Here is a 22,555-nt window from a genome sequence, read left to right on the forward strand (position 1 = left end):
CTTGGAAGCGGCGATGCCGGTGCGTGCCGATGATCTGTTCGATGTGCGTGGGCTGCTCACCGACGACGAGCGGGCGGTGCAGGATGCGGTGGCGCGCTTCACCGACAGCCGCGTGCTGCCTGCCATCGGCGATGCCTTCGACGCGGCGCGGTTTCCACGTGAATGGGTGCCGGAATTGGCGGGCCTGGGCGTGCTGGGCGCAAGCCTTCCGGTGGACGATGGGGGTGCGGGCCTGGGCGCGGTGGCGTATGGGCTGATCTGCCAGGAACTGGAGCGTGGCGACAGCGGGGTGCGCAGTTTTGTCAGCGTGCAGTCCTCGCTGTGCATGTATCCGATCCATGCCTATGGCAGCGAGGCGCAACGTCGGCGCTGGCTGCCGGAGATGGCTGCCGGCCGGGTGATCGGCTGCTTCGGGCTGAGCGAGGCGCAAGGGGGTTCGGACCCGGCTGCCATGACCACGCGCGCGGTGCGCGAGGGCGACGGCTGGCGCTTGAACGGTGCCAAGCTGTGGATCACCAACGGCAACATTGCCGGTCTGGCCGTCATCTGGGCGCAGACCGATGATGGTGTATGCGGGTTTCTGGTGGAGACCGATAGCCCCGGTTTCGGCGCGCAAGACATCTCGCACAAGATGAGCCTGCGTGCGTCGGTCACGTCGGCGTTGTTTCTGGACAACGTATTCGTGCCGGAACCCATGCGGCTACCGAACGCGGCCGGGCTGAAGGCGCCGCTGGGCTGCCTCAACCAGGCCCGCTACGGCATCGCCTGGGGCGCGATCGGCGCGGCGGTGGCCTGCCTGCGCGAGGCGCTGGCCTACAGCGGCGAGCGCATCCTGTTCGGCCGGCCCCTTGCGGCCACCCAGAGCGCGCAGATCAAGCTGGCCGACATGGCGCGGCGCATTGCCACCGCCCAGTTGCTGGCGCTGCAGTTGGGGCGGCTGAAGGACGCCGGCACTGTGCGACCGGAGCAGATCTCGCTGGCAAAGTGGAATAATTGCCGCATGGCGCTGGACGTGGCGCGCGAATGCCGCGAGCTGCTGGGCGCGGCGGGCATCACCACCAAGCATGCGGCGATCCGGCATGCACTGAACCTGGAATCGGTGATCACCTACGAGGGCACCGAAACCGTGCATCAGCTGGTGGTGGGGCGTGCGTTGACGGGGCTCAACGCGTTTTGACGAGGAGCGGGTGTTGATCGGCAAGGATGGGGTGGGACGCTTGCGTGGCGTGGTCTGGATGGTGTGGGTGTGGTGTGCGATCAGCGCCGCGGTGGTCGTACCGGCGCAGGCCAGCGAGGCGCCCACGATGGCGCCGGTGCCGGCATGGGTGGTGGCCGATGCGGTGCCCGAGCATGTGCCGGGCGCGAGCGGGCTGCGCTATGAGCTGGTGTCCGACCAGGTCGATCTCACCGGACGCGCGCCGCGCGCCTACCGGCGATTGAGCTACACGGTGCAACGTGCCAAGAGCCTGGACGAGGCCGGCCAGATTTCCGTCGACTATCAGCCGCAGTACCAGACGCTGGAGCTCAACAGCCTGGACGTGTGGCGCGACGGCAAGCGCATCGACATGCGCGGCCGGGCCCACTACGCGCGCCTGCGCCGCGAAAGCGGGCTGGAAGATGGCCTGATCGATGGCGCGTTGACCCTGTCGATCACCCTCCCGGATCTGCGCGTGGGCGATCGGGTCGATTATGGCGTGACCGTCACCGGCAGCAATCCGGTCTTCGGCAAGGGCTATCACGACGTGTTCGATGCACGCTATGGGGTGCCGCTGGGCGAACGTCGGGTCCGCGTGCGTTACCCCGCCGCGATGGCGTTGCAGTGGCGCATCAGCGCGCCAGGCTTCAGCCGAAACGTCAGCACCGCGGACGGGGTCACGCTGTTGAACATCGGCGCACGCACGATCGCCGCCGTGCAGCCGGAAAAGGACGCTCCCGACGATGTCGATCCATACGGGTTGATCGAGATCTCCACCGCCGGCAACTGGGCGGCGGTCGCGGCGTGGGCGGCGCAGCTGTATCCGGATGCATTCAAGGACGCGCAGGTGGCCGCCGGCATGGCGCAGAGCCTGCGGCTGCGCAGCGACGATCCACAGGGCGCGTTGCTGCGCGCGGTGGCGTTCGTGCAGGGCGAGATCCGTTACGTCGGGCTGGACATGGGCGAGAACTCGCACGCCCCGCATGCGCCGGAAGTGACCTTGCGCAACCGCTATGGCGATTGCAAGGATAAGGCGACCTTGTTGATTGCGCTGCTGCAGCTGGCCGGCATCCGCGCCGAGCCGGTGCTGGTCAGCAGCGACAAGGGCGGCACGCTGGATCAGCGCCTGCCCAGTCCGTACGCGTTCAATCATGTGGTGGTGCGTGCGCATCTGCCCCAGGGCGAGATCTGGGTGGATGCCACGCGCGACCGCGAGGACGGTGCGCTTGCGCAGCGCCAGCCACTGCCGTTCGTGCGCGGATTGCCGGTGCTGGCCGGGCAGGACGCCCTGGTGGCGGTGCCGGCGCCGATGCCGACGTTGCCGCAGGTCGAGGTGGTCGAGGACGTGGTCGTGTCGCTGCGCAAGCCGCAGCGCGTGGCGCGCTTTGCGGTGGACACCATCTACCGGCAGGGGCGCGGGGAGCAGGTGGCGTCGGGTTTCGAAACCAATGGTGCGCCCGCTGTGGGCGAGCACTATCTGGAGTTCATGCAGCACTACTACACCGCGCTGACCCAGGTGAGCGAGCCGACCATCGACGCTGCCGATGCGCTGAACGTGCGCACCCACGAAACCTATCGGCTGGAGTGGCCGGCCAGGGAAGGCGACGAGCTTGGCTTCCCGTTGTTCCAGCTCGGCGAGTGGATGCAGGCCTTGCCCGCGCAGGCGCGCAAGAGCCCGCTGGCGCTGGGCGGACCGCAGCTGGCACGGCAGACCGTGCGCGTGCAGGCCGACCCGGCGGTAACCGTTGAAAGCGACACGCAGATCGTGGCCAACCCCTGGTTCCGCTTCTCGCGCACGATCGCAGTACGCGATGACCGCCTGGTCATCGTGGGTGAATGGCAGCGTTTTACCGATCGCATTCCTGCCGGGGAGGTGGCACGTGCATCGGCCGACATGGAGCGTGCGCGCGACCTGCTGTACTTCAATCACGATCTCAAGCCGCAGCGGCGCTCGCAGCCACCGGACTGGCGTGCGCTGGGCGATCCGTTGGCCGGGCTGCTGGCGCTGATCGTGCTGGTACTGGCGTGCCTGCCGTGGTGGCGTGCTGGCGGATTGGGCGGGATGCTGTTCAACCCGCATGGCACGGCGCAACGCATGCCGCAACAACGCCGGTTGCGCATGAGCGCGTGGGCCGTGTTCGCCGTGACCACGCTGGTGTCGACATGGATGTGGCTGCACGCGCTGCCGTGGTGGATGCAGCTGGCGGGCGTCGTTGCCGTCGGTGCGCTGCTGCCGCTGGGCTGCGTGCTGCTCACGTTGCTGTTGCGCTGGATGGGCAGCGCTGCGCGTTTCGATCGCCTGCTGCCGGCGATGGCCGGCAGTGTGCTGCCATGGTTGGTGTGCGTGCTCGCCGCGCTGGTGGCGCTCAAGGGCAGGGTGGAGCTGCTGCGCGCCGGGGCCAGCGACCCGGCCGGCATGGCGCAGCTGTCGGTGTGCGTGCTGCTGCTGATGCTCGGGGCGGTGTGGTGGTCGATCAGCGCAATCCAGTCGGTGGCCGGCACGACCGGCTGTGCGCGCAGCCGCGCGTTCGGTGCCTGGGCGTTGACGCTGTCGCTGCTGGGCGTGCTGCTGGCGGTGCTGGGGGTGCCGGTCGCCATCGTGGCGATGGGCTGAGGCGGGATGCGGCCCACCTTGGCTGCAGGCTCCTGCGCTGGCAGCGCGCACTCCACCGGCGATGGCCGGCCGGCACCCTGCGCAGGGCTTTGCAAAGCCGCAAAGGGCTGTGACACTGCCAGCCCCCTCGTTGTTGCCGCGGAGCCAGTGTGATGTCGACCGTGCGTCCCCCGTTGACCGTGCATGGCATGTCCAGCTCCGGTAATTGCTACAAGGTGCGCCTGCTGCTGGAGCAGCTGGGCAGCCGATATCACTGGGTCGAAGTGGACAGCGTGGCAGGGCAGAGCCGCACGCCCGAGTATCTGGCCAAGAACCCCAACGGCAAGGTGCCGATGGTGGAGCGCGACGACGGCCGCGTGCTCACCGAATCCAACGCGATCCTGTTCTGGCTGGCCGAAGGCACGCCGTACCTGCCCACCGATGCCTGGCAGCGCGCGCAGGCCCTGAGCTGGATGTTCTTCGAGCAGTACAGCCATGAGCCGTATGTGGCGGTGGCGCGTTTCATCAGCCTGTGGACCCCGCGCGATGCGTCGCGCCGCGCGGAACTGCCGCAGCTGCGCGCGCGCGGCGAACAGGCCCTGGCGGTGATGGAACAGCACCTGCAGCAGCACGCCTGGTTCACCGGCGCCGACTACGGCATTGCCGACATCGCCTTGTTTGCCTATACCCATTGCGCGGCAGATGGCGGCTTCGATCTGGAGCGTTGGCCGGCGATCGGTGCTTGGCTGCAACGCGTGCAGGCGCTGCCTGGATTCGTGCCGATGCCGACCCCCGCGGCGGTGGCGGCATGAGCGGCGCACGCTGCGTGCGGGTGGCCGATTCTGCTGCAGCCAACTGCGGAGCAGGTGAGGGCGGGCAGGGCGCTGGATCGGCCCCCGCGCACTTGCGCCAAGGCCGGCACGCCGGCAGTGCGCGGTGTGCCGGCGCTTCTCGCCCGGCCACCGTCATGTCGCAGGGGCGCTGAGGATGTGCGGATTGGCAGGATTGCTGCTGGCCTCGCCGCGCTTGCACGGCGAGCAGCTCGACGCGCTGGTGCGCCCCATGGGTGCGGCCGTGCGTCATCGCGGCCCCGACGATGCCGGCACCTGGTGCGATGCGCAGGCCGGCGTGGCGCTGGCGCACCAGCGGCTGAGCATCCTGGATCTGTCGCCGCTGGGACATCAGCCGATGCGCTCGGCCGACGGCCGCTATGTGCTGGCCTACAACGGCGAGGTCTACAACTTCGCGCAGTTGCGCGCGGCCCTGGCGGCGCTGGGGCATCGTTTCCGCGGTCATTCCGATACCGAGGTGCTGTTGGCGGCGGTGGTGGAGTGGGGCCTGGACGACACCCTGTCCCGCTGCAACGGCATGTTCGCCATCGCGCTGTGGGACGAGCGCGACAACTGTCTGTTTCTTGCACGCGACCGGGTGGGCAAAAAGCCCCTGTACTACGGCTGGGCCGGCGACACCCTGGTGTTCGGTTCCGAACTGAAGGCGTTGTGGCAGCACCCGGATTTCGACAATGGCGTCGATCGCAACGCGCTGACCTTGCTGCTGCGTCTGGGCTATATCCCGGCCCCGGCCTGCATCCACGAGCACACCTTCAAGCTGATGCCCGGCCGGGTGCTGCGCATGGACGCGCAGACCGTGGCGGCGGGCGCTGCCGCGCACCGGCCCGACCAGGCGCAGCAGCCGTTCTGGAATGCGCGCGAAGCGATGCAGCGCGCACTGGCAGCGCCGTTCACCGGCACCGATGCGCAGGCCGAAGAGCAACTGGACAGCGTGTTGCGCGATGCGGTGGCGCTGCGCATGGTGGCCGACGTGCCGGTGGGCGTGTTCCTGTCCGGCGGTACCGATTCGTCGATCGTGACCGCGATGATGCAGGCGCAGAGCGCCCAGCCGGTGCACACCTTCAGCATTGGGTTCGAAGGCTCGCATCACGACGAAGCGCCGCTGGCGCGCGAAGTGGCCACCCATCTGCACACCGACCACACCGAGCTGTATGTCAGCGGCGCCGATGCGCTGGCGGTGGTGCCGACCTTGCCGGACATGTTCGACGAACCGTTTGCCGATGCCTCGCAGGTGCCGACCGCGCTGGTGGCGCGGCTTGCACGCGGTGGGGTGACGGTGGCGCTGTCCGGCGACGGGGGCGACGAACTGTTCTTCGGCTACGGCCGCTACCAGCGCGCGCTGCGCAACTGGCGCATGCACGGCCTGGTGCCGGGCCCACTGCGCCGGCTGATGGCGGTGGCGGCGCGCAGCAACGGCGAGTCCTCGCGCACCGGCGGGCTGGCCGCGCTGGTGGCCGAGGCCGGCGCGCGTGGCATCGGCGACATCTACCGCAACCGCATCTCGCGTTGGCGCGATCCGGCCGCAGTGGTGCTGGGCGCCACCGAGCCGGACTGTTTCTACAGCCTGGCCGACCCGCTGCACGGCTCGGGCACGCCGGCCGACGCGATGATGCTGGCCGATTTCGCCGCCTACCTGCCCGACGATCTGTTGTGCAAGGTGGATCGCACCACCATGGCAGTGGGGCTGGAAGCGCGCGCGCCGTTGCTGGACTGGCGCGTGGCCGAATTCGCCTGGTCGTTGCCGTTGTCGCTCAAGTACCGCGATGGCGTCAGCAAGTACCTGCTCAAGCGCGTGCTGTGCCGCTACCTGCCCGACCCGATGGTGTACCGCGGCAAGCGCGGCTTCGGCGCGCCGGTCAGTGCGTGGTTGCGCGGCGATCTGCACGGCTGGGCGGACGATCTGCTGGCGCATGGCACGCTGGAGCGCGAGGGCGTGTTTGCCGCCGATACCGTGGCCGGACTCTGGCGCGCCTTCAACGGCGGCGAGCGCAAATGGCATACGCACCTGTGGACGGTGCTGATGTTCCAGGCATGGCAGGCGCATTGGCGCGCGCAGCGGGCGGCGCTGAGCCGCTGAGGCGGCGCGGGCGTTTCACCGGGTGTGCGCGTCGGGCTGACTAGAGTCGGGCACTGGTTTCCCCAATGGAGCGTTCCCATGAGCAAGTTCACCATCGCCGTCCTCGTCGGCAGCCTGCGCGCAGCGTCGTACAACCGTCAGCTGGCACGCGCGCTGGAGCATCTGGCCGGCGACAAGGCCGTGTTCGAGTACGTGGAAATCGGGGATATCCCGTTGTACAACCAGGATCGCGATGGCGATTTCCCGGCCGAAGGCACGCGCCTGAAACAGCAGATCCGCGCTGCCGATGCGGTGTTGTTCGTGACCCCCGAATACAACCGCTCGATCCCCGGCGTGCTCAAGAACGCGCTGGACACCGGCTCGCGCCCGTATGGCGACAGCGCGTTTTCCGGCAAGCCGGCAGCGGTGGTCGGCATCTCGGTCGGCGCCATCGGCACCGCCACCGCTCAGCAGCACCTGCGCAACGTGCTGGCCTACCTGAACATGCATGTGCTCGGCCAGCCGGAGGTGTTCCTGCAGTACAAGGACGGCCTGTTCGGACCGGACGACCAGCTCGCCAACGCCGACAGCCGCACGTTCCTGCAGGGCTTCATCGACGCCTTCCTGGGCCTGATCGAGCGCACCAAGCGCTGAGTTGACCACAGCGATTCCCGGCCCGGCCCAGGCCTGCCGGACGAGCCGGGGGCATGCCGCAAACCCAGGCGGCGCGGGCGTCTCGGCCGCTGCGACAGCGCTGGCGTACAACGCTGATGCACCGGCTGTCCACCAGTTATCCACAGAGTTGTGCATGGTCGTCGGCGCCGCCGATGACTATGCTTCCTGCCCTCGTCTCCCCGCGTCAGGTCTGTTCGTCCATGTCTGCTCGTCCTGGTTTCCGTTCCAAGCGCAATCGCGATCGCGACGACGACGATTACGATCGTCCCGAGCCGCGTCTGGACCAGTTGCGGGTACCGCCGCATTCGGTGGAGGCCGAACAGGCGGTGCTGGGCGGGCTGATGCTGGCGCCGGACGCGTTCGACCGGGTCAACGACCAGCTCACCGAAAACGATTTCTACCGGCGCGATCACCGGCTGATCTACCGCGCCATCCGCGAATTGAACGAGAAGGACCGCCCGTTCGATGCGGTGACCCTGGGCGAGTGGTTCGAGTCGCAGGGCAAGCTGGAGCAGGTGGGCGATGGTGCCTACCTGATCGAGCTGGCCAGCACCACGCCGTCGGCGGCCAACATCGCCGCGTATGCGGAAATCGTGCGCGACAAGGCGGTGCTGCGGCAACTGATCGAGGTGGGGACCACCATCGTCAACGATGGCTTCCAGCCGGAAGGCCGCGAGAGCGTTGAATTGCTGTCGGCCGCGGAAAAAGCCGTATTCAAGATCGCCGAAGCCGGCGCGCGCGGCCGCACCGATTTCGTTGCGATGCCGGGCGCGCTGAAGGATGCCTTCGAAGAGCTGCGCAACCGGTTTGAAAACGGCGGCAACATCACCGGCCTTCCCACCGGTTACACCGATTTCGACGCGATGACCGCCGGCCTGCAGCCGACCGACCTGATCATCCTGGCGGCACGTCCGGCCATGGGCAAGACCACCTTTGCGCTAAACATCGCCGAATACGCCGCGATCAAATCCAAGAAAGGCGTGGCGGTATTTTCGATGGAAATGTCGGCCTCGCAACTGGCGATGCGCCTGATCTCGTCGAACGGCCGCATCAACGCGCAGCGTCTGCGTACCGGCGCGCTGGAAGACGAGGATTGGGCGCGCGTGACCGGCGCGATCAAGATGCTGAAGGAGACCAAGATCTTCATCGACGACACGCCTGGCGTGTCGCCGGAGGTGCTGCGGTCCAAGTGTCGCCGGCTCAAGCGCGAACACGATCTGGGCCTGATCGTGATCGATTACCTGCAGCTGATGTCGGTGCCGGGCAACAGCGAGAACCGCGCAACGGAAATCTCGGAAATCTCGCGTGGACTCAAGGGCCTGGCCAAGGAACTCAACGTGCCGGTGATCGCGCTGTCGCAGCTCAACCGCTCGCTGGAAACGCGCACCGACAAGCGCCCGGTGATGGCCGACCTGCGCGAATCGGGCGCAATCGAGCAGGACGCGGACATGATCGTCTTCATTTACCGCGACGATTACTACAACAAGGAAAATTCGCCGGACAAGGGCTTGGCCGAGATCATCATCGGCAAGCACCGCGGCGGGCCGACCGGGGCGTGCAAGCTCAAGTTCTTCGGTGAATACACCCGCTTCGACAATCTGGCGCACGATTCGGTGGGCAGCTTCGAGTAATAGGCGCGCGGCCGGTGCCCGCGCGCGTGGAGGGCATTGGACGGTGGTAGCGCGGCATGCCCCGCGTCGCCTGCTAGGCGTAGGCGCGTAATGATGGCGATGGCACTTGCGCAGTGATTGCGGCACGCGGTCTGCCAGTGCGCATGCGCAGCATGCTGATCGCATGCAGGCAATGAACGCCGGCCGGCGTCGCGCCATCGTTGCGTTTGCTGGCTTATGCTGCGCAGCCTCACCGCCGCTGCCGAGTCCGCATGTCATACGCCATCGTCTGGTTCCGTCGCGATCTGCGCCTGGAGGACAACCCGGCCCTGCGTGCCGCACTCGATGCCGGGCACCATCCGATCCCGCTGTATATCGATGCGCCGCACGAAGAAGGCGAATGGACACCCGGTGCGGCCTCGCGCAGCTGGCGGCATCACTCGCTCGCAGCGCTGGACGCATCGTTGCGCGCGCTGGGCAGTGAGCTGGTCGTGCGGACCGGCAGCAGCGAGCAGGTGCTGGAGGAGGTGGTCGCCCAGACCGGTGCGGTGGCGGTGTACTGGAACCGCAAATACGAGCCGGCGACCCAGTCGCGTGATGCCCAGATCAAGCGCAACCTGCGCGAGCGCGGCATCGACGTGCAGAGCTGCAATGCATCGCTGTTGTTCGAGCCATGGCAGCTGTCCACGCAGCAGGGCGGGCCGTACAAGGTGTTCACCCCGTTCTGGCGCAATGCGCTGACGCAGCTGCAGCTGCCGGCCGCGGTGGCGGCACCGCGCAGCCTGCCGCCATTGCCGGCAACGCTGCCGTCCGTTGCGCTGGAGTCGCTGGCGCTGCGCCCGGACCTGAAGTGGGACACCGGCTTCTGGGAGCACTGGCAGCCTGGCGAGACTGGTGCGCACGAAATGCTGGAGATCTTCATCGACGGCGCGCTCAACGGGTATCGCGACAATCGCGACCGCCCCGATCGTGTCGGCACCTCGCAACTGTCGCCGCATCTGCACTTTGGCGAGATCGCGCCGTGGCGGATTGCCGCCACCCTGGAAGCGCATCGCAATGCGCGCAACAGTGCCGAAATCGACGGCTACATCCGCCAGTTGGGTTGGCGCGATTTTGCGTATCACCTGCTGCATCATTTCCCGGACACCACCAACCGGAATCTCAATCCGCGTTTCGAAGGCTTCGCGTGGGCAAAGGCCGATCCGGTGGTCCTGCAGGCCTGGCAACGTGGCCGCACCGGCATTCCGATCGTCGATGCCGGCATGCGGCAACTCTGGCACACCGGCTGGATGCACAACCGCGTTCGCATGATCGTGGCCAGCCTGCTGTGCAAGCATCTGCGCGTGCACTGGGTCGAAGGCGCGCGTTGGTTCTGGGACACGCTGGTGGATGCAGACCTGGCCAACAACACCATGGGGTGGCAATGGGTGGCCGGCACCGGCGCCGATGCCGCACCGTATTTCCGCGTGTTCAATCCGGTGACGCAAGCAGAAAAGTTCGATCCGCAAGCGGCCTACATCACCCGCTGGGTGCCCGAGCTCGGCAAGCTTGCAGTGAAGGAGCGCTTCGCTCCGTGGCTGCATCCGCTGTCGCTGGCGCGGCTTGCGCCGGAGTATCCGCGATCGCCCATCATCGGGCTGGCCGAAGGACGTGACGCCGCACTGGCGGCGTATGCAAAGACGCGCGGCTGACCACTGACGACAGCAATGCATTTTGGTCTGCGTGCTGCTGCAATGTGGCGCTTTTCAAGTACGGCACGCGTCATCCTGGTGCTGCTGCGCGGCCAGCGGGTCGGCACGCAACGATGCGTTGCCATGATGCGCGCGAGAAAACGTTTTCCTGAATGGACAACCCGCTGCGCGTCGCCGCCGCCCGCTTTCATCATGCGCCAGTCGCGTTGGTCTGTTTATCCTCGCGCACACGATTGAGCGCCGGATGGTCCGGCGATAGGAGAACACCATGTCCCCAGCAGCCACCAAGAGCCTCGCCGTTGCACTGGCCAGCGCCATCGCGCTGTCAGCCTGCGCGACCGGCGGCTCGTATGTGCAGCGCGATCAATACGGCGAGCAGACGCAACAGCAGAACCGCACCGGCCGCAATGCGCTGATCGGTACCGCCATCGGGGTAGCTGCAGGTCTGCTGACCGGCGACAGCGCCACCGAGCGTCGCCAGCATGCCATGGTCGGTGCCGGCATCGGCGCGCTGAGTGGTGCAGCAGTCGGCCAGTACCAGGACCGCCAGGAACGCGCACTGCGCGAGCGCACCGCCAATACCGGTATCGAAGTGCAGCGTCAGGGCGACAACATCACCTTGAACCTGCCCGACGGGATCACCTTCGACTTCGGCAAGTCCGCGTTGAAGCCGCAGTTCTACAGCGCGCTCAATGGGGTCGCGTCCACGCTGCGCGAGTACAACCAGACCATGGTGGAAGTGGTTGGGCACACCGACAGCGTTGGTAGCGATGCGGTCAATCAGCGCCTGTCCGAAGAACGCGCCGGTGCCGTGGCGCAATACCTGACCGCGCAGGGCGTGCAACGCGAGCGCATGGAAACCATGGGCGCCGGCAAGCGTTACCCGATTGCCGACAACAGCACCGATGCCGGCCGCGCACAGAACCGTCGCGTCGAAATTCGCCTGATTCCGTTGCGCGCCGAAGGCGCCGCCAGCAATACCGGCATGCGGTGAGTGTGCTGCATTGAATCGTGGGTCGGTCGATTCGACTGGCACGCGATGTACTGACGACAGGCCGCGGAAGCGGCCTGTTTTCTTGCACTGCATGTCTGATGGTCAAAAGCGGCTGATCTGCGTTTTTGCTGCAAGGCTCTTGCCCGAGCATCATCGCGGGACACGCTGCAAGTACGTCTTTCTAAGCTCTGGCGCGGCATCCATGCAGCTCAAGGTCCCGCGACGGTGAGCGGGCAAGGTCCAGCCGAGATGGTCGGTCTGCATGTATCTCAACCAGCGACTAACAAGCTGGCGGCACGGTGTCTTTACTCTTCAACAAAACCGCCAGTCCACTGTCTGGCGTGGTGTCCTCGCCGAGTGCGGGACCGTTGGCGGCATGGATGCCGCCAACGAGCCCCATGGACGGGTTGACGGCGTGTCCCGCGAGCGGCGAGGGCACCGCGCACCCGACGCTGCGCCTTTGCTGCAGGGCCCTTGCCCGCCCACCATCGCGGGACACGCTGCAAGTACGTCCATGTAGCTCTGGCGCGGCATCCATGCCGCTCAAGGTCCCGCGACGGTGGGCGGGCAAGGACCAGTCAAGTTGGTCGGTGTGCAGAGCTATCAATAAACAGCCAGCCAACTCTCTGGTGCGGTGTCCTCGCCGATTGCGGGACCGTTGGCGGCATGGATGCCGCCACCGAGCCCCCATGGACGGGTTAACGGCGTGTCCCGCGAGCGGCGAGGGCACCGCGCCCTCGACTAACTAAGCTTCTGATCTAAATGTTCCGGAACGGTCTTGCTCTGAGGCTTGGCGCTACATCGCTTTGACGCCAACACGCATCGGCATTCAACCATCGCTCGCAGACATACCCTCATCCGCCCATTGGGCACCTTCTCCCGAGGGGAGAGGATTACTCCATTGGGCGACTGCTTGAAGCGGTCTTACGCCGTGACGTTTTCCAGGATGCGCTTGCCCTCGGCGCGCAGTTCCGCTTCTGCGCCCACTTCGACCTTCGCATCGTGGTCGGCCTTTTGCGCAGCCAGACGGGCAGGGCATTGCGCCATCATGTAGTCGGCATCGAAATTCATGCGCGTCACCAAAAAGTCCACGAATGCGCGCACCTTTGGCGAGACCAGTCGCCCACCGGCAAATACCGCATTGAAATCCACTTCCGGCCCGGTCCAGCCAGCGAGCACGCGGCGTACCAGACCCGATTGCACGAACGGCTTGGCCATCACATCGCCGGTGAGCAGCAAGCCTTCACCGCATAACACCGCACCGTTCAGCGCCGCCGGGTCGTTGGCCACCATCAGCGGATTGACCGGGAAATCGCGGATGTCGCTGCCATCGCTCAGCGACCAGAAGAAACGGTTGTTATGCACATTGCGGTTCTTGCGCAACGCCAAGGTGCGATGGAATTGCAGCTCGTCCGGATGCAGCGGCTCACCATAACGCTCGATATAGGACGGACTGGCGAATACCTGCGTGCGTAGGCTGCCCAGCTTGCGCGCGACCAGATTCGAATCGGGCAGGGCGCCGACGCGCAGCGCCAGATCGGCTTCGCCGCCGATCAGGTCCAGCTTCTCGTTGCCTAGATGCATGTCCAGCTGGATTTCCGGATATTGCGCGTGGAATTCACCCAGCAATGGCGCAATCCAGGTGATGCCCAGCGAATACGGCACGGTGAAGCGCAACCAGCCGCGCGGGCCCGATTGCAGTTGCCCCACCGCGCTTTCGGCTTCTTCCAGCTCGCGGGCAATGCGCTGGCAATGCTCGTGGTACACCGAGCCGGCTTCGGTCAGGCCGATGCGACGCGTGGTCCGGTGCAGCAGGCGCGCACCCAGGCGCGTTTCCAGTTCCTGCACCTTGCGGCTGACGGTGGTCTTGGGCAGGCCGAGCGCGTTGGCGGCGGCGATGAAGCTGCCCTGTTCGACCACCTTGACGAAGATCAGGGTGTCGTTGAGATCGTGTGTCATGGGACTGCCTTCCGAGGGTCAGGAGGGATTAGACCGCTTGCGGGACGATTATTCCCCTAAATCCGGACTAATCAAGTGCTGCTTTGAGGCCTAGCTTATGCGGCATCCCCTCCATGCAGGAGCACGGCCATGTGGTTGTGCGATGTCTTCGGTTTGTCTTCCGCGTCCCGCAGCGCCATCGAAAGCGCGTTCGATCCGGTGGTTTCTTCGGCAAAAAGCCAGCGCGCCAGCGTTTCGCGTGCGTTTTCCGCATCGCCGAAACGGCAGGCCGGCGGCGCGCCCGCGCGGCGGACTGGACTGCCGACGCGCTGGGCACAGCGTGGAATTGTCCCGATGTCGGGAGTGAAAGTCCCATGACCGGGATGGTCCAATCCGAGACGGCGGTCATCGGCGGTGCGGGCAGCGTGGGCGCGGGCATCGTCGCCGCGCTGCTCGACGCCGGCATGCCGGTGCTGGTGATTGGACGTGATGCCGCCAAGCTGGCGGCGCTGCGGGCCGAGCATGGCGATTCGCCGTTGCTGGATACCTTGCGCGGCTCGGTCGCCGACGATGCGTCCGCGCTGGCCCTGGCCACCGAGCTGGCCCAGCGCCCCCGTCCGCTGGGCGCGGTGATCGCCAGCCTGGGTAGCCCGCCCAAGGCCGGGCGCCTGCTGGACCGGCCGGTGGCGGCATTGCGCCGCCGCCTGGAGCGCGACGTGCTGCCGCATCTGGCTGCCGCCCGCCACCTGCTGCCGCTACTGGCCGAGGCCGACGGTGGCGGCCGCTATCTGTTGCTCGGCAGCCCCTGCGCGCTGCGTGCCTGGTCGGCGCATGGCGACCGCTCGGTCGCCGCCGCCGCCACCCGCATGCTGGCGCAGGTGCTGCATGAAGAAGCCAAGTCGCTGGGCGTGCGCGTTCACCTGCTCTCGGTCGAGCAACCGGTGTGTACGCCCGGCCGCGCCAAGGAGGCCTGTCCGGAATGGATTCGCGCCGTGGATGTCGGGCGCGCCGCCGTCTCCCTGATCGCCGGGCCCGGCCAGCCCGGACAACCCATCGTGACCGTCAGCCGTCGTCTGCCCTCCGCCCCGTCGGTGGACCGGTTGGCCGGTCTGCATTTGCCTATCCCCACTCGAGAGATGTCTCCATGACCCCGAACGCCACCCCGTTCCGTTTCCCCATGCGTCCCGTGCTGACGGCCGCCGTGCTCGCGGTGGTGCTTGCCGCCTGTGGCGGCGGCGCTGCGCAGACCGGCGCACCGCCACCGCCCAGCGTCAGTGTCGCCCCGGTGCTGATCAAGGAAATCAGCCAGTGGGACGAATTCAGCGGCCGGATCGAGCCGGTGGAAAGCGTCGAGCTGCGCCCGCGCGTGTCCGGCTACATCGACAAGGTCAACTACACCGAAGGTGCGGAAGTGAAGAAGGGCGATGTGCTCTTCAGCATCGACGACCGTAGCTATCGCGCCGATTTCGCCCGCGCCAATGCCGCGCTGGTGCGGGCCCGCACCCAGGCCACGCTGGCGCGCAGCGAAGCCGCGCGTGCACGCAAACTCTCCGACCAGCAGGCCATTTCCACCGAAACCTGGGAGCAGCGCCGCGCCGCCGCCGATCAGGCCGATGCCGATCTGCTGGCCGCACAGGCCGCGGTGGACACCGCCAGGCTCAACCTGGACTGGAGCCGCGTGCGTGCGCCGATCGACGGCCGCGCCGGTCGGGCGATGGTCACCGCCGGCAACCTGGTCACCGCCGGCGACAGCGCCAGCGTGCTGACCACGCTGGTGTCGCTGGACAAGGTGTTTGTCTATTTCGATGCCGACGAAGGCACCTTCCTGCGCTATTCGCAGATGGCCCGCAACGGCGAGCGTCCGGACGAACGTGGCGGTCAGTTGCCGGTGCGCATCGGCCTGGTCGGCGAGCAGGGCTTTCCGCACGAAGGGCGGGTGGATTTCCTGGACAACCAGGTGACCCGCAGCACCGGCACCATCCGCGTGCGTGCGGTGCTGGACAACGCACAGCGGCAGTTCACGCCGGGCCTGTACGCCCACGTACAGCTGCTGGGCAGCGGCCAGTTCAAGGCCATGCTGGTCGACGAAAAGGCCGTGCTGACCGACCAGGACCGCAAGTACGTCTATGTGGTCGACAAGGACGGCAAGGCGCAGCGGCGCGATGTGGAGCTCGGCCGCGCTGCCGATGGTCTGCGCATCGTGCGCAAGGGCCTGGCGGCCGGTGACCGTGTTGTGGTCGACGGCGTGCAGAAGATCTTCATGCCCGGCATGCCGGTCGATGCCAAGGCCGTGGCCATGGCATCGGCGCCGGCAGCGGACAAACGCACCGCTTCGAACTGATTCATCGCTGCAGCGCAGCCCATGAACGCCGGCCTTTCCATCGGGCCGGCTCGGGGCCGCCGTGCCGCGCCGCCACCCGGCGGCAACCTCCTTCAGGACCACCCCAATGGACTTTTCCCGTTTTTTCATCGACCGGCCGATCTTTGCCGCGGTGCTGTCGATCATCATCTTCGCGGCCGGCCTGATCGCCATGCCGCTGCTGCCGATCAGCGAATACCCCGAAGTGGTACCGCCGAGCGTGCAGGTGCGCGCGGTGTATCCGGGCGCCAATCCCAAGGTCATCGCCGAGACCGTCGCCACGCCGCTTGAGGAAGCCATCAACGGCGTGGAAAACATGATGTACATGAAGTCGGTCGCCGGCTCGGACGGCGTGCTGATGGTCACCGTGACCTTCAAGCCGGGCACCGACCCGGACCAGGCGCAGGTGCAGGTGCAGAACCGCGTCAGCCAGGCGCAGGCGCGTCTGCCCGAGGACGTGCGCCGCCAGGGCGTGACCACGCAGAAGCAGTCACCCACGCTGACGATGGTGGTGCATCTGACCTCGCCCAAGGGCAAGTACGACTCGCTGTACCTGAGCAACTACGCCACCTTGAAGGTCAAGGACGAGTTGTCGCGCCTGCCTGGCGTGGGCCAGATCCGCGTGTTCGGTGCCGGCGATTACGCCATGCGCATCTGGTTGAACCCGGACAAGGTGGCCGCGCGCGGCCTGACCGCCAGCGATGTGGTTGCCGCCATCCGCGAGCAGAACGTGCAGGTCTCCGCCGGCCAGCTCGGCGCAGAACCCATGCCCAACAAGAGCGATTTCCTGCTCTCGATCAATGCGCAGGGTCGCCTCACCACCGAGGAAGAGTTCGGCAACATCGTCATCCGCAGCGGCAACAGCGGCGAGATCGTGCGGCTGAGCGACGTGGCGCGCCTGGAGCTGGGCGCCGGTAACTACACGTTGCGTTCGCAGCTGGACAACCAGAACGCGGTGGGCATGGGCGTGTTCCAGTCGCCCGGTGCCAACGCGATCGAACTGTCGGACGCGGTACGCGCCAAGATGGCCGAGCTGGAAAAGCAGTTCCCGCAGGACATGGCCTGGTCGGCGGCCTATGACCCCACCGTGTTCGTGCGTGACTCGATCAGTGCGGTGGTGCACACCTTGCTGGAAGCGGTGCTGCTGGTGGTACTGGTGGTGATCCTGTTCCTGCAGACCTGGCGCGCGTCGATCATTCCGTTGCTGGCGGTGCCGGTGTCGGTGGTCGGTACGTTTGCCGCGCTGTATCTGCTGGGCTTTTCGATCAACACGCTGAGCCTGTTCGGGCTGGTGCTGGCGATCGGCATCGTGGTCGACGACGCGATCGTGGTGGTGGAAAACGTCGAGCGCAACATCGAAGAAGGGTTGAGTCCGCTGGCGGCCGCGCATCAGGCCATGCGCGAAGTGTCCGGGCCGATCATCGCCATCGCGCTGGTGCTGTGCGCGGTGTTCGTGCCGATGGCGTTCCTGTCGGGCGTGACCGGCCAGTTCTACAAGCAGTTCGCGGTGACCATCGCCATTTCCACGGTGATTTCGGCGATCAACTCGCTGACCTTGTCGCCGGCACTGGCGGCCATGCTACTCAAGGCGCACGACGCGCCGAAGGACGGCCCGTCGCGATTGATCGACCGTCTGTTCGGCTGGCTGTTCCGTCCGTTCAACCGTTTCTTCAACAGCAGCTCGCACAAATATCAGGGCGCGGTGTCGCGTACCTTGAGCAAGCGCGGTGCGGTGTTCATGGTGTATCTGCTGCTGCTGGTCGGCACCGGTTTCATGTTCAAGCTGGTGCCGGGCGGCTTCATTCCGACCCAGGACAAGCTGTACCTGATTGCCGGTACCAAACTGCCGGAAGGCGCCTCGCTGGAACGTACCAATGAGGTGATCCGCCAGATCAGCCAGATCGCAATGCAGACCGAAGGCGTGGATCACACCATCGCGTTCCCCGGCCTGAATCCGCTGCAGTTCACCAACACGCCCAACACCGGCACGGTGTTTATCACGCTCAAGCCGTTTAGTCAGCGCAGCCGCAGCGCGGTGCAGATCAACGCCGAGCTCAATGCACGCATCAGCCAGATCCAGCAGGGCTTTGCGTTCGCCTTCATGCCGCCGCCGATCCTGGGGTTGGGTCAGGGCTCGGGCTACTCGCTGTACATCCAGGACCGTGCGGGTCTGGGCTATGGCCAGCTGCAGAGCGCGGTCAATGCGATGTCCGGTGCGATCTCGCAGACGCCGGGCATGCAGTTCCCGATCGGTACCTACCAGGCCAACGTGCCGCAGCTCGATGCCAAGGTCGACCGCGACAAGGCCAAGGCGCAGGGCGTGCCGCTGACCAACCTGTTCGACACGCTGCAGACCTACCTGGGCTCGTCGTACATCAACGACTTCAATCGCTTCGGTCGCACCTATCAGGTGATTGCCCAGGCCGATGGACAGTTCCGCGACAGCGTCGAAGACATCGCCAACCTGCGTACCCGTAACGCCAATGGCGAAATGGTGCCGATCGGCAGCATGGTCACGCTGGGCCAGACCTATGGCCCCGACCCGGTGATCCGCTACAACGGCTACCCGGCCGCCGACCTCATCGGCGAAGCGGACCCGCGCGTGCTCTCGTCCACCGAAGCGATGCAGAAGCTGGCCGGCATGGCACCGCAGGTGTTGCCCAATGGCATGAACATCGAGTGGACCGACCTGAGTTATCAGCAGTCCACGCAGGGCAACTCGGCGTTGATCGTGTTCCCGATGGCGGTGCTGCTGGCGTTCCTGGTGCTGGCCGCGTTGTACGAGAGCTGGACCTTGCCGCTGGCGGTGATCCTGATCGTGCCGATGACCTTGCTGTCTGCCTTGTTCGGTGTGTGGCTGACCGGTGGCGACAACAACGTGTTCGTGCAGGTGGGTCTGGTGGTGTTGATGGGCCTGGCGTGCAAGAACGCGATCCTGATCGTGGAATTCGCCCGCGAACTCGAAATGCACGGCAAGGGCATCGTGGAAGCCGCACTGGAAGCCTGCCGCCTGCGTCTGCGCCCGATCGTGATGACCTCCATTGCCTTCATCGCCGGCACCGTGCCGCTGGTGTTCGGCCATGGTGCCGGCGCCGAAGTGCGCTCGGTCACCGGCATCACCGTGTTCGCCGGCATGTTGGGTGTGACCCTGTTCGGTCTGTTCTTGACCCCGGTGTTTTATGTGGCACTGCGCAAGTGGGTGACCCGCCGCGGTCCCGCTGCACCGGCTGCCGTTTCGCATGACGCCGTCGAGGCGTAAGCCCTGCACTTCCCCCAATTAAAGAGGATTCACCACATGAGCAACACCAAGATCGCACTGGTCACCGGCGCCACCCGGGGCATCGGCCTTGAAACCGTTCGGCAACTGGCCCAGGCCGGCGTGCACACGCTGCTGGCCGGCCGCAAGCGCGACGACGCCGTCGCCGCCGCCCTCAAGCTGCAGGCCGAAGGCCTGCCGGTGGAAGCGATTCAACTGGACGTCAACGACGACATCAGCATCGCCGCTGCCGTCGGCACGGTGGAGCAGCGCCATGGCCATCTGGACATCCTGGTCAACAACGCCGGCATCATGGTCGAAGACATCCAGCGCAAGCCCTCCGAGCAGAGCCTGGATGCGTGGAAGCGGACCTTCGACACCAACCTGTTCGCGGTGGTCGGCGTGACCAAGGCGTTCCTGCCACTGCTGCGTCGTTCGCTGGCTGGGCGCATCGTCAACGTGTCGAGCATCCTCGGCTCGTTGACCTTGCACAGCCAGCCCGGCTCGCCGATCTATGACTTCAAGGTGCCGGCCTACAACGCCTCCAAGAGCGCGTTGAACAGCTGGACCGTGCATCTGGCCTACGAACTGCGCGACACCCCGATCAAGGTCAACACCGTGCATCCGGGCTACGTCAAGACAGACATGAACGGTGGCGGCGGCGAGATCGAGGTGGAGCAGGGCGCGCACAGCAGCGTGCAGATGGCGCTGCTGGACGCACACGGCCCCACCGGCAGCTACACCCACCTGGGAGAGACCTTGCCATGGTAAGAACATTGCTCGGCGCGGCACTGGCCGCGCTGGTGCTCAGCGGTTGCGCGGTGGGGCCGGATTACCGGCCCGACCCGCCCGCCTCGGTGACGCTGCAGGGCGCGCAGGACGCCGCCTTCAGCGCCGAATCGCCGGTCGGCAACTGGTGGTCGCAATTCGACGACCCGGTGCTGGAGCAACTGGTGCGCGATGCGCTGTTCGCCAACCACGACCTGCGCATTGCGGTGTCGCGGGTGAAGCAGGCACGCGCGGTGTTTGTGGAGCGCCGTCTCGACCAGGCCCCGCACATCACCGCACAAGGCAGCTTCGATCGCCGCGAGCAGCAGCAGGTGATCGCCGGCAATCAGCGCTTCCTCACCGAGCAGACCACGCTCGGTCTGGATGCGGCCTGGGAGCTGGACCTGTTCGGTCGCCAGCGTCGCGCATCGGAAGCCGCACGTGCCGATCTGGACGCAGAGCAGGCCAACCTGCAGGACGTGCAGGTCACGGTCGCCGCGGAAGTGGCACGCAATTACTTCGAATTGCGCGGCACCCAGAAGCAGCTGGACGTCTCCAAGCGCACCCTGGCCAATCTGCGCGACACCCAGAAACTCACGCAGACGCGCTGGGACCTGGGCGCCGGCAGCGAGCTGGATGTGCAGAGCAGCCTGGCGCGGTTGAAGGCGATCGAAGCGGATATTCCGTTGCTGGAAACCGCAGAAGCGCAGTACCGCCATCGTCTGGCAGTGTTGCTGGGGCAACAGCCCGACGCGCTGGATGCCACCCTGGTGGCGCGCAGCATGCCGGCGTTCGCACGCCCGTTGCCGCTGGGCGACACCGCCGGCCTGCTGCGTCAGCGTCCGGATGTGCGCAGCGCCGAACGCCGGCTGGCGGCGGCCACCGCGCAGGTCGGCGTGGCCACGGCGGATCTGTTCCCGCGCATCAGCGTGAGTGGGTTTGTCGGCTTCCTGTCCGGCGATGCCGCCAGGTTGACCGAGGGCAATGCCAAGGCCTGGTCGATCACCCCGTCGATCAGCTGGGCGGCGTTCGACTTCGGCACCGTGCGTGCGCGCCTGCGTGCGAGCAAGGCGCAGGCCGAGGGCGCGTTGGCGCAGTACCAGCAGGCCGTCCTGCTGGCACTGGAAGACACCGAAAACGCCTTGATCGGGTACGGCCGCCAGCAGGCACGTCTGGCGATCGTCGTGGAGCAGGCCAACGCCGCGCGGCGAGCCGAGCAGCTGGCGCAGATCCGCTATCGCGAGGGCTCGGAGGACTTCCTCACCCTGCTGGATGCACAGCGCACCCAGCTGGCGGCGGACGATGCCCTGGCGCGGGCCGAGGCGGCGGTCAATGTCGGTGTGGTCGGGGTGTACAAGGCGCTTGGCGGCTGGAAGCAGGGCGAAGCACCCGCCGCTCCGGTGGCGGTGGTCAAGCGTTGATGGACGAGCGGGGCGGTCAGTGGGCCGCCCCGTCGCGACCGCAGTGGGGCATCCCGCTCAGGGATGCGCCATTGGCAGGCAGATGGCGCGCGTGCCACCGTCCGGGTTGGCGGGCGCTGCGCTCAGTCGGCCACCCGCACGCTGTCGCGGCCACTGTTCTTGGCCAGGTACAGCGCCGCATCGGCGCGCGAAAACCAGTCCTGCCAGTGGGTCTCGCCATCGTGGCGCGCCGCTCCCAGCGACACCGTGATCCGTCCGCCCGGGCCACGCAGTCCGTTACGGATCACCTTGCGCAGGCGCTCGGTAGCCGCTTCCAGTTCGGCCAGCGAGCCGGCACGCAGCAGCACCACGAACTCTTCGCCACCGAAGCGGAAGACCTGGTGCGGCTCGCGCACTTCGTAGCGCAGGATGGTCGCCAGGTCCGACAGCGCCGCATCGCCGGCGGCGTGCCCGTAGAGATCGTTGACCTCCTTGAAATGATCCAGGTCGAGAATGATCAGGCTGTTCAGCCGCTCCTGCGGCTGGCGCTGGTCGATCTGGTGGGAGAGCGCGCGTTCGAGCATGCGCCGGTTGGGCAACCCGGTCAGCGCGTCCAGCGAGGCCAATTCTTCCAGATGCACGCGGTCGTCCTGCATGCGCAGCGAGAACGCGTAGCCCACCGCCAGCGTCACCAGCGTCACCACCACCGTCGACACGCCCTGGCCGGGGCTGACGATCAGCCCGGGCAAGAACAAGAGCGCTGCCATCAACGGTAGGCTCAGCAACACCGCGCGTTGTGGCCCGCACAAGAAGTAATTGGTCGCCAGCACCGGAAACAGCCAGGGCAGGGCACCGTCGCCCCCGGTCCAGCAGGCTACCAGGCAGCCGGCGACATTGATCGACGCCAGCCAGACCCCTCCGGTGCCGGTCTGTTCGGCATCGCGCATCTGCCAGCCGCGCCAGATCGCCAACGCGCCCACGACCGCAGTGATCAGGCACGCAGCCACCTGGCCGGTCATGGCCAGGTACACCGCATAGAGGCAAAGCAACAGCGCGGTGATTGGCCCGAGCATCTTGACGATGCCGAGGCGGAAATCCCGCCGCAGGTGGAGGATCACATGGAGGGTTCTGTAGGAGTCGGCACCATTATCGGCCGGGCCCTGACAAAG

At 66.7% G+C, this 22,555-nt stretch carries 16 protein-coding genes; 14 read left to right on the top strand and 2 right to left on the bottom strand.

All coding sequences use genetic code 11. The features are described 5' to 3' along the window. Nucleotide 1 precedes the first annotated feature (1 nt). The 8 genes from ABQZ09_RS02445 (at nucleotide 2) to ABQZ09_RS02480 (ending at nucleotide 11,665) form a co-directional block, all read left to right on the top strand. Nucleotides 2-1,177 carry an acyl-CoA dehydrogenase family protein gene (locus ABQZ09_RS02445; RefSeq protein WP_349776027.1) on the top strand — a complete coding sequence of 392 codons (1,176 nt, stop codon included), beginning with the start codon at nucleotides 2-4 and terminating at the stop codon, nucleotides 1,175-1,177. 58 nt (nucleotides 1,178-1,235) lie between these two features. Continuing rightward, the gene (locus ABQZ09_RS02450; RefSeq protein WP_349776106.1) at nucleotides 1,236-3,809 is read left to right on the top strand and encodes a DUF3857 domain-containing transglutaminase family protein; all 2,574 of its coding nucleotides are present in this window, start codon (nucleotides 1,236-1,238) and stop codon (nucleotides 3,807-3,809) included. A gap of 152 nt (nucleotides 3,810-3,961) precedes the next feature. Further along, on the top strand, nucleotides 3,962-4,600 hold the full coding sequence (locus ABQZ09_RS02455; protein WP_047693556.1) for a glutathione S-transferase family protein: 639 nt from the start codon (nucleotides 3,962-3,964) through the stop codon (nucleotides 4,598-4,600). Between the two features lie 175 nt (nucleotides 4,601-4,775). Continuing rightward, a complete protein-coding gene (gene asnB, locus ABQZ09_RS02460) occupies nucleotides 4,776-6,716 on the top strand; it encodes an asparagine synthase (glutamine-hydrolyzing) (RefSeq protein WP_349776028.1) in 1,941 nt (646 codons plus the stop codon). 78 nt (nucleotides 6,717-6,794) lie between these two features. Next, nucleotides 6,795-7,349, top strand: coding sequence for an NADPH-dependent FMN reductase (locus ABQZ09_RS02465; protein ID WP_349776029.1), 555 nt, complete (start codon nucleotides 6,795-6,797; stop codon nucleotides 7,347-7,349). A gap of 221 nt (nucleotides 7,350-7,570) precedes the next feature. Beyond that, nucleotides 7,571-9,001 (top strand): replicative DNA helicase, encoded by a 1,431-nt coding sequence (locus tag ABQZ09_RS02470; RefSeq protein ID WP_039403345.1) that lies wholly within the window; start codon nucleotides 7,571-7,573, stop codon nucleotides 8,999-9,001. 251 nt (nucleotides 9,002-9,252) lie between these two features. Next, nucleotides 9,253-10,671: a cryptochrome/photolyase family protein gene (locus ABQZ09_RS02475; protein ID WP_349776030.1), complete on the top strand. Its 1,419-nt coding sequence runs from the start codon at nucleotides 9,253-9,255 to the stop codon at nucleotides 10,669-10,671. A 268-nt stretch (nucleotides 10,672-10,939) separates the two neighbouring features. Next, complete coding sequence (locus ABQZ09_RS02480; RefSeq protein WP_039403338.1) at nucleotides 10,940-11,665, top strand: YiaD family glycine zipper/OmpA-like lipoprotein; 726 nt, start codon at nucleotides 10,940-10,942, stop codon at nucleotides 11,663-11,665. Between the two features lie 924 nt (nucleotides 11,666-12,589). On the opposite strand, the gene ABQZ09_RS02485 is transcribed toward ABQZ09_RS02480, so the two are convergent. After that, a complete protein-coding gene (locus ABQZ09_RS02485) occupies nucleotides 12,590-13,624 on the bottom strand; it encodes an XC_2801 family transcriptional regulator (RefSeq protein ID WP_039403332.1) in 1,035 nt (344 codons plus the stop codon). Between the two features lie 129 nt (nucleotides 13,625-13,753). Here ABQZ09_RS02485 and ABQZ09_RS02490 point away from each other — a divergent pair, with 129 nt between their 5' ends. From ABQZ09_RS02490 to ABQZ09_RS02515, 6 genes are all read left to right on the top strand, one after another. Continuing rightward, nucleotides 13,754-13,981 carry a hypothetical protein gene (locus ABQZ09_RS02490; RefSeq protein WP_228313663.1) on the top strand — a complete coding sequence of 76 codons (228 nt, stop codon included), beginning with the start codon at nucleotides 13,754-13,756 and terminating at the stop codon, nucleotides 13,979-13,981. Beyond that, nucleotides 13,978-14,751, top strand: coding sequence for an SDR family oxidoreductase (locus ABQZ09_RS02495; protein ID WP_349776031.1), 774 nt, complete (start codon nucleotides 13,978-13,980; stop codon nucleotides 14,749-14,751). Before ABQZ09_RS02490 ends, ABQZ09_RS02495 begins: the two co-directional genes overlap by 4 nt. After that, nucleotides 14,748-15,944 carry an efflux RND transporter periplasmic adaptor subunit gene (locus ABQZ09_RS02500; RefSeq protein ID WP_039403326.1) on the top strand — a complete coding sequence of 399 codons (1,197 nt, stop codon included), beginning with the start codon at nucleotides 14,748-14,750 and terminating at the stop codon, nucleotides 15,942-15,944. The genes ABQZ09_RS02495 and ABQZ09_RS02500 overlap by 4 nt, the downstream gene beginning before the upstream one ends. Nucleotides 15,945-16,050: 106 nt before the next feature. Beyond that, nucleotides 16,051-19,221, top strand: a complete 3,171-nt coding sequence (locus ABQZ09_RS02505; RefSeq protein WP_349776032.1) for an efflux RND transporter permease subunit — start codon at nucleotides 16,051-16,053, stop codon at nucleotides 19,219-19,221. A gap of 36 nt (nucleotides 19,222-19,257) precedes the next feature. Then, nucleotides 19,258-19,989, top strand: coding sequence for an SDR family oxidoreductase (locus ABQZ09_RS02510; protein WP_184385130.1), 732 nt, complete (start codon nucleotides 19,258-19,260; stop codon nucleotides 19,987-19,989). Then, nucleotides 19,983-21,407: an efflux transporter outer membrane subunit gene (locus ABQZ09_RS02515; RefSeq protein WP_228313661.1), complete on the top strand. Its 1,425-nt coding sequence runs from the start codon at nucleotides 19,983-19,985 to the stop codon at nucleotides 21,405-21,407. Before ABQZ09_RS02510 ends, ABQZ09_RS02515 begins: the two co-directional genes overlap by 7 nt. A gap of 122 nt (nucleotides 21,408-21,529) precedes the next feature. Here the strand turns inward: ABQZ09_RS02515 and ABQZ09_RS02520 are convergent, their stop codons facing one another. After that, entirely contained in the window at nucleotides 21,530-22,504 is a 975-nt protein-coding gene (locus tag ABQZ09_RS02520; protein ID WP_184552160.1) for a GGDEF domain-containing protein, read from the bottom strand. Nucleotides 22,505-22,555: the final 51 nt, after the last annotated feature.

Origin of the sequence: Xanthomonas sp. WHRI 6106 (assembly GCF_040202405.1) — a bacterium.
Taxonomy (GTDB): Bacteria; Pseudomonadota; Gammaproteobacteria; order Xanthomonadales; family Xanthomonadaceae; genus Xanthomonas; species Xanthomonas cannabis.

Bases quoted from the DNA above. Each gene is read 5' to 3' on its own strand.
- ABQZ09_RS02510 (WP_184385130.1), top strand. From the start codon at position 19,258: ATGAGCAACACCAAGATCGCACTGGTCACCGGCGCCACCCGGGGCATC.
- ABQZ09_RS02505 (WP_349776032.1), top strand. From the start codon at position 16,051: ATGGACTTTTCCCGTTTTTTCATCGACCGGCCGATCTTTGCCGCGGTG.
- ABQZ09_RS02485 (WP_039403332.1), bottom strand. From the start codon at position 13,624: ATGACACACGATCTCAACGACACCCTGATCTTCGTCAAGGTGGTCGAA.
- ABQZ09_RS02495 (WP_349776031.1), top strand. From the start codon at position 13,978: ATGACCGGGATGGTCCAATCCGAGACGGCGGTCATCGGCGGTGCGGGC.
- ABQZ09_RS02515 (WP_228313661.1), top strand. From the start codon at position 19,983: ATGGTAAGAACATTGCTCGGCGCGGCACTGGCCGCGCTGGTGCTCAGC.
- ABQZ09_RS02500 (WP_039403326.1), top strand. From the start codon at position 14,748: ATGACCCCGAACGCCACCCCGTTCCGTTTCCCCATGCGTCCCGTGCTG.
- ABQZ09_RS02455 (WP_047693556.1), top strand. From the start codon at position 3,962: ATGTCGACCGTGCGTCCCCCGTTGACCGTGCATGGCATGTCCAGCTCC.
- ABQZ09_RS02475 (WP_349776030.1), top strand. From the start codon at position 9,253: ATGTCATACGCCATCGTCTGGTTCCGTCGCGATCTGCGCCTGGAGGAC.
- ABQZ09_RS02490 (WP_228313663.1), top strand. From the start codon at position 13,754: ATGTGGTTGTGCGATGTCTTCGGTTTGTCTTCCGCGTCCCGCAGCGCC.
- ABQZ09_RS02470 (WP_039403345.1), top strand. From the start codon at position 7,571: ATGTCTGCTCGTCCTGGTTTCCGTTCCAAGCGCAATCGCGATCGCGAC.
- ABQZ09_RS02450 (WP_349776106.1), top strand. From the start codon at position 1,236: ATGGTGTGGGTGTGGTGTGCGATCAGCGCCGCGGTGGTCGTACCGGCG.
- ABQZ09_RS02465 (WP_349776029.1), top strand. From the start codon at position 6,795: ATGAGCAAGTTCACCATCGCCGTCCTCGTCGGCAGCCTGCGCGCAGCG.
- ABQZ09_RS02480 (WP_039403338.1), top strand. From the start codon at position 10,940: ATGTCCCCAGCAGCCACCAAGAGCCTCGCCGTTGCACTGGCCAGCGCC.
- asnB (WP_349776028.1), top strand. From the start codon at position 4,776: ATGTGCGGATTGGCAGGATTGCTGCTGGCCTCGCCGCGCTTGCACGGC.